We start from the raw sequence: 5,492 nt of genomic DNA, 5'->3' as shown, positions 1-5,492 counted from the left end.
CGACCGCAAGGTCTCGCGATGCTTCTCGCATCCGCGAGACCTTGCGGTCGTTCGGCCTGCGGTCCGACGTGAAGGCATCCCGCGCGGCCCCGGACCGACCGGACGCGGCGCGGGCGGAGGGTTGACGAATGGGCGGAGGGCTCCCACCCAAACGCCGCCGCATGCCGTACGGCATGGGACAGGTCCGGACAGGGTCCGACGAGTGCGACCTGACCTTCACGGTCGACCTGATCGGTGTCCGCCGCGACGCCACGCGCGGCCTGCAGGCCGGAGACGTGTTGGAGGTGGACCTCGTGGCCGGCGCGGGCGCCAGCACCGCAGTCTGCCGCACCGCCGACGGGGCGACCGTCGGCGCCCTCGCCGCGTTCCGCGGCCTCGTGAGCCTGCTCGGCTGCCTCGACCAGGGGGTGCGGTTCGAGGCCCTCATCGAGGATGTCGGCGCGACGCGCTGCACCGTTACGGTCACGAGGGCCGAGGCGTGAACGTCGTCGGCGGCACATATTTCGAGAGCTGCGCGTTCCCCGCCTGGGCCGGCCTGTTCGGTTCGGGCGCGCGCGCCGCCATGGCGGTGAGCGCGCTGTCCCCGGGCACCCGCCTGAGCACGTATGCTTACGCCGAGTCGGCCGGCGACCTCCGGGCGACCATGGCCGCCTTCGAGGTCGAGACGGACATCGTCGCCATCGGGGAGCGGCTCGAATTCGAGTATTGGCATCCCCTTCGCAAGAGCTGGGTTCCCGAGGCCGGCCGGCGCTACGCCGACCTGGCCGTCACCGGCGACGTCGTGCTCGGGTTCGGCATGCTGGAGGGCACGGCCCGGCTCACGGCCGGCCGGGCGGTCTACGACCCGCGCTCCGCCGACCCCGCGTCCTCCTTCGTGCGTTCCGGCTCGCGGGCGACGGAGCAACTCGCCTACGTGGTGCAGGATGCCGACTTGGTCCGGCTCGGGCCGCTCCCGGACCCGCGCGACGCCGCGACCGGCGTCATGGCCCGCGAGGGCGCCACGCTCGTCGTGTCGCGCCACGCATTCGGCGGTGCCACGGTGTACCGGGGCGACGCCCCCGGCATCCCGGTGCCGGCGTACGCCGCCCGCCGCTGGTTCAGGATCGGGGCCGGCGACGTCTTCTGCGCGGCCTTCGCGCATTATTGGGGCGAGCGTGGCTTCGACGCCGTGGGGGCGGCCGACCTCGCGTCCCGCTGCGTGGCGTGGTTCAACGACGGGGCTCGGTTGCCGCTGCCTCCGCCGGACGAGCTCGAAGGGATGGAGGCGGTGCCCGGGCGCCCCGCGTCGGGTTGCCGGGTCTACCTGTCCGGACCGCGCCGGACCATGGCCCAAAGATGGCTCTTCGACGAGGCGGCCGCTTACCTCGACGCGCTCGGGTTCAGGACGGAGACGGCGTTTGCGGACGACGGCCCCCGCTCACCCACGCGAGCGAATTGGCCGCCCCGGCCTCGCGTGCCCCATTCAGCCCTCCTAGCCCTGGGCGACGTCGCCGACCTCGGGACGAACCTTCACGTCGGCTACGCGCAAGCCAACGGCATGCCGGTGGTGCTGCTCGCCGAGACGGCCTCCGGCGGGGATTTGACGATGTTCTCGGGAAGCGGCTGCGAGGTGACGCACGATCTCGCCACGGCGCTCTACCGGACGTGTGTGGCATGCCTGCGGTGATCGGCGGCCGGGAGGGCACCCGTTGAGGCCGCCACGGTTTCCACCCGCTCCGGCGCGCCTGCGGGCGCCTGATCGCACGCCGTCCCCGTCCGGACCATCGGGGTCCGGCGATGGAGAGGGCGGGCCGGCGCAGGAGCGCTGGCAGGCGTTCCACGCCTTCCTGGCGGCACGCATGAACTCACGATGGGTGTTCCGCGGCTGCGCGTCGAAGGCCTTCGAGTGCAAGCCCAGCGCCGGCCGGGGCGCCGAGTTCGACCCGCGCCACGAACGGCAACTGTTCCAGGATTTCAAGCGCGAGGCCAGGCTGCACGTCGCGATGCCCGGGGCGACGGATTGGGACTGGCTGGCGCTGGGTCAGCATTACGGTCTCCCGACCCGCTTGCTCGACTGGACGACCAATCCGCTCATCGCCTGCTTCTTCGCCGTTGCCAGCCAGCCCGCGAACGAGGACGCCATCGTGTACGCGCATCCGCTCGGCGGCAGTTCCATGATCGACCCCGAGCGGGGTCCCGGCCCCTTCGAGATCGCCGAGGTCGGCTTCCTGCTGCCCTCCGCCCTGGCGCCCCGCATCGCGAGCCAGAAGGGCCTGTTCTCGGCCCACCCCGATCCGGCCTCGGCGTGGACGCCGCCCGGCATGGCGGAGAACAGCTTCGAGATCCCGCGGGACACCCGCGCGGTCTTCCAGCGCAACCTGTTCCAGCTCGGCGTGGATGCGGCCCACATCTGGGCCAGCCTCGAAGGCGTCTGCCTCTCGCTGACGTGGCAGTACCGCCTCCGAATCGGGCTCGGCGCGGCCTTGTAGCCCCCGCCGCTCGGAATCCCTGGATCATCCGGTCCGGACGACGGCGGTCCCGCCAAGCCGGTGCAGGCTTCGATATTCACCGGCCGGCGCGCCCTCTACCAACGCGCACGGCGTGGGTCAGGCACAGCAAGGGTTGCCCCCGTAGCTGCGCGGGGGTGGTGTGGATATCCTGTCGAAAACCGGACCACGCCTGGGATTTAGCGAAACGGAAGCGTGGGAGGAATTGGGATTTATCCGGGAGCTGCCACTCCCCAAGTCCTTGATGCCACACACCAATTTTCAAGCGAAAGTCGGTGGTGGAGCTGAGGGGATTCGAACCCCTGACCTCCGCAGTGCGATTGCGGCGCTCTCCCATCTGAGCTACAGCCCCGTCGAGGCGAGGGCCTTGTAGGCTTGTCCGCTTCGAGCTGTCAATTCCGGAATTTTCCCGCCCGCGCCCCGCGCATCCCGCGCCGGCGCGCGTTTGGGGCGACGAGGACCGATACCCCCCGCATGAACGCCCTGCTCTGGCTCATCACCACCATCATCCAGCTCTACATCTACGTCCTCGTCGCGAGCGCCGTGCTGAGCTGGCTCGTGGCCTTCAACGTGGTCAACGTGCGCAACCCGATCGTCTCGCAGATCGGCGAATTCCTCTACCGCGTCACCGAGCCGGCGCTGCGGCCGATCCGCAACCTGCTGCCCAATCTCGGGGGCGTCGACATCTCGCCGATCATCCTGATCCTGCTGCTGCTGTTCGTGCAGAAGCTCATCACCGACCTCTACATCCAGCTCGCCTTCTGACCCCGTTCCCGGCGCGACGTCTCCCCCGCGCAAAGCGCGGCATTGCGCGGGCGCCGGGCTGGTTGCTAAGGCGGTCGGGCGTCGGCTCGGCCGAAAAGCCGATGCAATGTCAGAAGTTTAGGGCCTCGTTCTGAATATCGTATTCAAGGCGGGGCCCCGCTCGGCCAGCAAGAGCCGCACAGGGAGCGACGCGCGCGCCATGAAGACCAATCCCGGCCGCTTCTTCGAGGATTTCCGCCTCGGGGAGACCATCCGCCACGCCACGCCCCGCACCGTCACCACGGGCGACGTGGCGCTCTACACCGCCCTCTACGGCCCGCGCTTCGCCGTCCAGTCCTCGGACGCCTTCGCCAAGGCGATCGGCTACCCGGCGAGCCCGCTGGACGACCTACTCACCTTCCACGTCGTGTTCGGCAAGACCGTGCCGGACATCTCCCTCAACGCCCTGGCCAATCTCGGCTACGCCGAGGGCGGCTTCCACCGCCCGGTCTATCCCGGCGAGACGCTCTCCACCGTCTCCGAGGTGATCGGCCTGAAGGAGAGCTCCAACCGCCAGACCGGCGTGGTCTACGTGCGCTCCACCGGCTCCGATTCCTCGGGCCGGACCGTGCTGAGCTATTGCCGCTGGGTTCTCGTGCGCAAGCGCGACCCCGAAGCGAAGATCGCCGAGGAGCACGTGCCCCAGCTCGCCAAGGTCGTGAACCCGGCCGACCTCGCGGGTGCCCTGCCCCCGCTCGATCCGGCGGCCTACGACGACGCGCTGGCCGGCAGCCCGCACCGCTTCGGCGATTACGCGGTCGGCGAGAAGATCGACCACGTCGACGGCATGACCGTCGAGGAGGCCGAGCACCAGATCGCCACGCGCCTGTTCCAGAACACCGCCAAGGTCCATTTCGACGCGGTGGCGACGCGGGAGACCAAGTTCGGCAAGCGCCTGATCTATGGCGGCCACGTCATCTCGCTCGCCCGCGCCCTGAGCTTCAACGGCCTCGCCAACGCGTTTGCCATCGGCGGCATCAATGCCGGCCGCCACGTCGCGCCGCTGTTTGCGGGCGACACGGTCTACGCGTGGTCCGAGGTGCTGGAGACCGCCGAACTCCCCGGCCGCAGCGATGTCGGCGCGCTGCGCCTGCGCACGGTGGCGGCCAAGAACCAGCCCTGCACTGCCTATCCGGACAGGCAGGGCGAGGGCTACGACCCGTCGGTGATCCTGGATCTCGATTACTGGGCCTTCATCCCGCGTTGAAACGTCGGCCCGTAAACGGCTGACTTGACTAAGAAAAGAGCCCGGCCACGGCCTGACGCAACGGGTTGGCCGGGTTCGACAGGAGGCGGAGCGCCATCGCGCAGGCGATCACGACGAGGAGCGGCCGGATCAGCCGGGCGCCGAGGCGCACGGCCAGCGCCGAGCCGACCTGGGCGCCGAGGAAGGCGCCGACCGCCATGGCGAGTCCCACCGGCCAGATCACCGCGCCCTGGAGCGTGAACAGGGCGAGGCTTCCGACATTGCTCGCGGCGTTCGAGAGCTTGGTGTGGGCGGTGGCGCGCACCACGCCGAGCCCCAGCAGGGTGACGAAGCCGATCATGTAGAAGGAGCCGGCGCCCGGCCCGAACACGCCGTCGTAGAAGCCCACGGCCGGCGCCAGGGTCACGGCGAACAAGCCGGGGGTGATGCGCGCCGCCGCGTCCTCGTTGCTCATCCGCCGCGCCGTGGCGAAGTAGAGCGCGATGCCCACGAGCATCAGCGGCACCAGGGCGTCGAGGACCGGGCGCGGCAGCAAGCTGACGCAGAGCGCGCCCGCGATCGAGGCGAGGCCGGCGCCGAGCGCGGCGGGGGCGGCCTCGCGCCAGCGGATCAGGCCGCGCCGGGCGAAGGCGATCGTGGCCGAGACCGAGCCGGCGCTGCCCTGGAGCTTGTTGGTGGCGATGGCGCTCACGGGGTCGAGCCCGGCGAGCAGCAGGGCCGGCAGGGTCATCAGCCCGCCGCCGCCGGCGATGGCATCGATGGCACCCGCCACCACGGCCACGCCGAACAGGCCCGCGACCGTCTCAAGCTCAACACTCATCGGGGATCCCAAAGGGCCTCAGACCCTTTGGCGGGTTGTCAGGGCGGCGCCCTGACGTCGGCGGAGCCGATTCGCAGGGCTCTGCCCTGCACCCGCGAAAGGACTCGTCCTTTCGAATCCATGATCACGACTGCCCAATCTGGGCAAGCCTTCAGGCGGCGGCACGCTCCGCGCG

6 protein-coding genes and 1 tRNA gene are annotated in these 5,492 nt (G+C 70.4%); 5 read left to right on the top strand and 2 right to left on the bottom strand.

The window, feature by feature from the left end; translation table 11 throughout:
• Window positions 1–161: 161 nt before the first annotated feature.
• The 3 genes from MFF42_RS08895 (at window position 162) to MFF42_RS08885 (ending at window position 2,468) form a co-directional block, all read left to right on the top strand.
• Window positions 162–482, top strand: coding sequence for a hypothetical protein (locus tag MFF42_RS08895; RefSeq protein WP_017484369.1), 321 nt, complete (start codon window positions 162–164; stop codon window positions 480–482).
• On the top strand, window positions 479–1,666 hold the full coding sequence (locus MFF42_RS08890; RefSeq protein WP_012455858.1) for a carbohydrate kinase family protein: 1,188 nt from the start codon (window positions 479–481) through the stop codon (window positions 1,664–1,666). The genes MFF42_RS08895 and MFF42_RS08890 overlap by 4 nt, the downstream gene beginning before the upstream one ends.
• A gap of 172 nt (window positions 1,667–1,838) precedes the next feature.
• On the top strand, window positions 1,839–2,468 hold the full coding sequence (locus MFF42_RS08885; protein ID WP_003604313.1) for an FRG domain-containing protein: 630 nt from the start codon (window positions 1,839–1,841) through the stop codon (window positions 2,466–2,468).
• Window positions 2,469–2,762: 294 nt separating this feature from the next.
• Here the strand turns inward: MFF42_RS08885 and MFF42_RS08880 are convergent.
• A tRNA-Ala gene (locus tag MFF42_RS08880) sits at window positions 2,763–2,838 on the bottom strand.
• A 122-nt stretch (window positions 2,839–2,960) separates the two neighbouring features.
• Here MFF42_RS08880 and MFF42_RS08875 point away from each other — a divergent pair.
• Both MFF42_RS08875 and MFF42_RS08870 read left to right on the top strand, forming a co-directional pair.
• A complete protein-coding gene (locus MFF42_RS08875) occupies window positions 2,961–3,251 on the top strand; it encodes a YggT family protein (RefSeq protein ID WP_238255408.1) in 291 nt (96 codons plus the stop codon).
• A 199-nt stretch (window positions 3,252–3,450) separates the two neighbouring features.
• Window positions 3,451–4,497, top strand: coding sequence for a MaoC family dehydratase (locus tag MFF42_RS08870; protein ID WP_238255407.1), 1,047 nt, complete (start codon window positions 3,451–3,453; stop codon window positions 4,495–4,497).
• Window positions 4,498–4,525: 28 nt separating this feature from the next.
• Here the strand turns inward: MFF42_RS08870 and MFF42_RS08865 are convergent, their stop codons facing one another.
• Complete coding sequence (locus tag MFF42_RS08865; RefSeq protein WP_238255406.1) at window positions 4,526–5,317, bottom strand: TSUP family transporter; 792 nt, start codon at window positions 5,315–5,317, stop codon at window positions 4,526–4,528.
• Between the last annotated feature and the right edge of the window lie 175 nt (window positions 5,318–5,492).

The organism is Methylorubrum podarium, assembly GCF_022179745.1.
GTDB classification, from domain to species: Bacteria; Pseudomonadota; Alphaproteobacteria; order Rhizobiales; family Beijerinckiaceae; genus Methylobacterium; species Methylobacterium podarium.
Note: the sequence above shows the minus strand (reverse complement) of the source record. Positions and strands in the feature narration are given on the sequence as shown.

Excerpts from the sequence above, each read along its gene's own strand:
- MFF42_RS08895 (WP_017484369.1), top strand. The coding sequence starts at position 162 with ATGCCGTACGGCATGGGACAGGTCCGGACAGGGTCCGACGAGTGCGAC.
- MFF42_RS08885 (WP_003604313.1), top strand. The coding sequence starts at position 1,839 with ATGAACTCACGATGGGTGTTCCGCGGCTGCGCGTCGAAGGCCTTCGAG.
- MFF42_RS08875 (WP_238255408.1), top strand. The coding sequence starts at position 2,961 with ATGAACGCCCTGCTCTGGCTCATCACCACCATCATCCAGCTCTACATC.
- MFF42_RS08870 (WP_238255407.1), top strand. The coding sequence starts at position 3,451 with ATGAAGACCAATCCCGGCCGCTTCTTCGAGGATTTCCGCCTCGGGGAG.
- MFF42_RS08865 (WP_238255406.1), bottom strand. The coding sequence starts at position 5,317 with ATGAGTGTTGAGCTTGAGACGGTCGCGGGCCTGTTCGGCGTGGCCGTG.